The sequence below is a fragment of the Mesorhizobium sp. M0408 genome (assembly GCF_040321495.1).
Taxonomy (GTDB): Bacteria; Pseudomonadota; Alphaproteobacteria; order Rhizobiales; family Rhizobiaceae; genus Mesorhizobium.
This window is the reverse complement of sequence record NZ_JAMYRO010000071.1, coordinates 1-3,111: the sequence shown is the minus strand read 5'-3', so window position 1 is coordinate 3,111 and position 3,111 is coordinate 1. Positions and strand designations below refer to the sequence as shown.

The window sequence follows — 3,111 nt, the reverse complement described above, 5'->3', positions numbered from 1 at the left end:
CTGCTGTAATACCAATAGGAAGTCTCGATACCGAGGCCCGCACCGCCGACGACAATCGGCAAAGACAGAGCAAAAATAGTAGCAATGTTGCCGCTCTCGCCTGTTTGTCGCAGACGGCGAACAAACCGCCTCAAGATACGGGAACCCCATTCCATGGAAGTATTTAAGCCAAGATGAATGAAGGAACGACTAAGGATTTCACTCCATTTGATATGGGCACTCTTTAGCCCCGACCGGCACAAAGTCCGGCGACCGCATTCGGCCAGCTGCTCGGCGTTGGGCGCACCCGAGCGACCCGCGAGCGGCTATGGAAGCGGCGCCAGGAGCATGCCGGGCCGCCGCCAAAGGGCATGAACGCCCAGCCACCCAATGGGTCTAAGCCGGGGCTGATTGGCCGCGTAAGCATGTGCACCGCGAAGAGGGTCTACGCAACGCCTCGCTGCTGGACTTCCGGGATCAGGATTAGGGCGACACCGGCCATGCCGCGCCTCACCCTTGGGCAAAGCCGCCTAGGCTTACCGCAAAGCAGAGTTGAGTTGTCGCAACGCCATCTGGGCGGCCGATAGCCTGTGCTGTTCGAAGATTGCTAGCTTCTGCTGATAAGTGATCCGCACCTTGGCGTTGCACCCGTGGCATCTGAAGTGCGCGATCGTTCTTAGTGCAGAGCCTTTCCTTACTGCCGGATAGGAGCAATCCGGACAATTGAATGTGAGCGCAACATTAGACAAGTCTTTGGCTAAACCCATTTTCAGATCGTGTCCCAGGATGTGGTGAAGCTGACGGCTTGGTCGCCGCGCTCTCCGGCATGGGGGCCGGGATGATCAGCGTGCCACCGCTAGCAGGCTGATGAGCGGATCATCGCTCATTTGGCTGATGGTTTCCACTGTCATGTATCTGGCTTGGAACGGCCCATTCGTCGTTCTGCTCGAGCAGGAGCGCGCCTACGAGGCGGACGATAGCGTCCTAGTCGGGTAAGATGCCGACGACCTCGGCGCGCCGCTTAATCTCGCCGTTGAGCCGCTCAATCACGCGCAGAGTTCCTGGACTGATGCTCGGCTGGCGGCAACTTGCTCGCCAGCCGAGTTGAGTTCAGGCGGTGGTCGGGGGAGACTGGCCAGCCACACGCTGGTGATTCCAACCTGTGCCGATGTGCCAATCAGCAACCTTCGTCGGTCTTTTTCACCTGGCCTGGCGCGGCGGTGTTGGCTGTCGTGTCCTGCTGACCTGGCGCCGCCTGCTGAGCGCTGCCAGTCTGCTGGCCGGGCGCGCAGTCTCTGGCCGAGTTCGGATTTGTGGTGCCGCTGGTGGTGGTCGTGTCGGTGCCCTGATCGCCGGACATGTTGGTCCCGCTGCTCGTCGTGCCGGTGCCCTGATCCGTCGTACTGGGCATGGTTGTCGTGGTCGAGGTTCCGCTCGTCGAGGTTCCGCTCGTCGTCTGGGCAAAGGAAAGCCCGGCCGACAGCGCCAGCACGGCCGAAGCCAAAAGGATGCGTTTCATCTTCTTTCTCCTGTCTGAATGCGGGGGATGCGCCTGGCAAATTGAACAGGCAGACAGAAGGAGTGTTCCCCGATGAAGTTCAACTTTTGTAACTCTAACAACGATAGGCCTTTTGAGACGATTCATCGCCCTTGGCTCCGCTGCGGCATGTTTGCCTTCGGTCTCCTTTGCAGATGCGCAACGATTAGACCGAAAAAATAGTCGCGATTTCGCCCATCGGTTGCATTCCGGCCTCGAACACGTTATTTTTGACGCTAGCGTTCCCGGGGGGGAAGGTGGATGAGCATCGTCCAAAGGGTCGGTCCAGTTCTAGAACAGGCGATTGCCGCAATCCTCAACAGGGCGGACCGGGGGGACACCGTCTCGGTCAAAGCCGCATTATACCACGTTCGGCAGTCTGCGCCTGATTTGACAGTATGCGACGACCATATAACCGAGGCTATCCTCGAAGTCGCTGCGGCCCTTGGCCTGTTGGTGGCTTTCGATAGTCGCGAGTAGCCGATCAATCGAGCGTAGCGGTTTGATAGGAACGGCCCGGCAGCCAATCGGGGGGTGACCAGCGGCCGCTGGCGCTAACTAGCGGCAATTCGGTCGTTCGCCGGTTGCGCAAGTTATAGGCCATCCCATGCATCATTGCTAATTTGGTAATCTGATTATGTTCCGTTGCCCTCGCCGCCGGATCTCACGATCCAGACTCGGTTCCTTGCGTAGGTGGGCAGGCGCGGGCACCAGCCGGCTGGAGTTCATTGAGCCTTGATGCCGACCTTGGTCGAGAAGCCGCCCGAGGGCGACGCCTGGATACACGAGGTGGAGTTCGACGGCTACTGGGCCTGTCTGCCGGAAGGTCAGCATTTAGGTCGGCGTCGACCAGAAGCTTGGAAACCGTGTTGATCGGCATGTCGGCAAACGCGGGACCTTTGCTAGATCATTGCCTTTTTTCTGCGCGACCCGACAGATTCACCTGAGCATGCCCTGTAATGTCACGTAATAGGGCAACATTGCTGCGCGCCTGTGTTCGGTATACCTAGGGGCGAATTCAGCTGATCTGACATTCTATCGATGGCAAACACCGCGAACCCAGTTGATGAGAATTCCGACGAGCATCGGCGCGAGCGCCGCCAACGTGTGCTAAAGGGCGGGACGATCATCACCGGGATCCAGAATTCCGAGATCAGCTGCACCTTGCGCAATCAGCATGAAGGGGGCGCTGAGCTGAAGGTCGCGCCCGATGCCCGGGTTCCCGATCGCTTCTTGCTCTACGTGTCGGTCGATGGAGTTGCCTATCGATCGGAGGTTCGCTGGCGTCGCAACGATCGCATCGGCGTCAAATTCACCGGCACCGAGCCAAAACCGAAACTTCACTGCGGCTGACCGACGGCAAGATGAAAGTCAGAATTTTTCTGGCACTCGCCAGTTATTTTTCATGTCCCAAACAGCACAAGTTGCACCGCACACTCTTGCCGAGGACAGCCTGGACAGGACGTGAACTGCGCAGCCGTCCTTGAAACCGCTTTCACGGCTCTGGTGTGATAGTGTCCTGAAGGTTCTGCAAAAAGTTTTGGAGAGAGAACGGCGCTTGCTCTGAAGGGCGAGCGGCCATGGCACGGTGGTGA

2 protein-coding genes and 1 pseudogene are annotated in these 3,111 nt (G+C 58.6%); 1 reads left to right on the top strand and 2 read right to left on the bottom strand.

Annotated features, from left to right (window positions below; genetic code table 11):
• Window positions 1–821: 821 nt before the first annotated feature.
• Window positions 822–1,026 (bottom strand): annotated as a pseudogene (locus NKI67_RS33700) (transposase); the annotation flags it as partial.
• Between the two features lie 130 nt (window positions 1,027–1,156).
• Window positions 1,157–1,498 carry a hypothetical protein gene (locus NKI67_RS33695; RefSeq protein ID WP_352649156.1) on the bottom strand — a complete coding sequence of 114 codons (342 nt, stop codon included), beginning with the start codon at window positions 1,496–1,498 and terminating at the stop codon, window positions 1,157–1,159.
• 1,059 nt (window positions 1,499–2,557) lie between these two features.
• Here NKI67_RS33695 and NKI67_RS33690 point away from each other — a divergent pair.
• The gene (locus NKI67_RS33690) at window positions 2,558–2,869 is read left to right on the top strand and encodes a PilZ domain-containing protein (protein WP_352649154.1); all 312 of its coding nucleotides are present in this window, start codon (window positions 2,558–2,560) and stop codon (window positions 2,867–2,869) included.
• Window positions 2,870–3,111 lie beyond the last annotated feature (242 nt).

Coding starts and splice junctions, on each gene's coding strand:
- NKI67_RS33695 (WP_352649156.1), bottom strand. CDS start 1,498: ATGAAACGCATCCTTTTGGCTTCGGCCGTGCTGGCGCTGTCGGCCGGG.
- NKI67_RS33690 (WP_352649154.1), top strand. CDS start 2,558: ATGGCAAACACCGCGAACCCAGTTGATGAGAATTCCGACGAGCATCGG.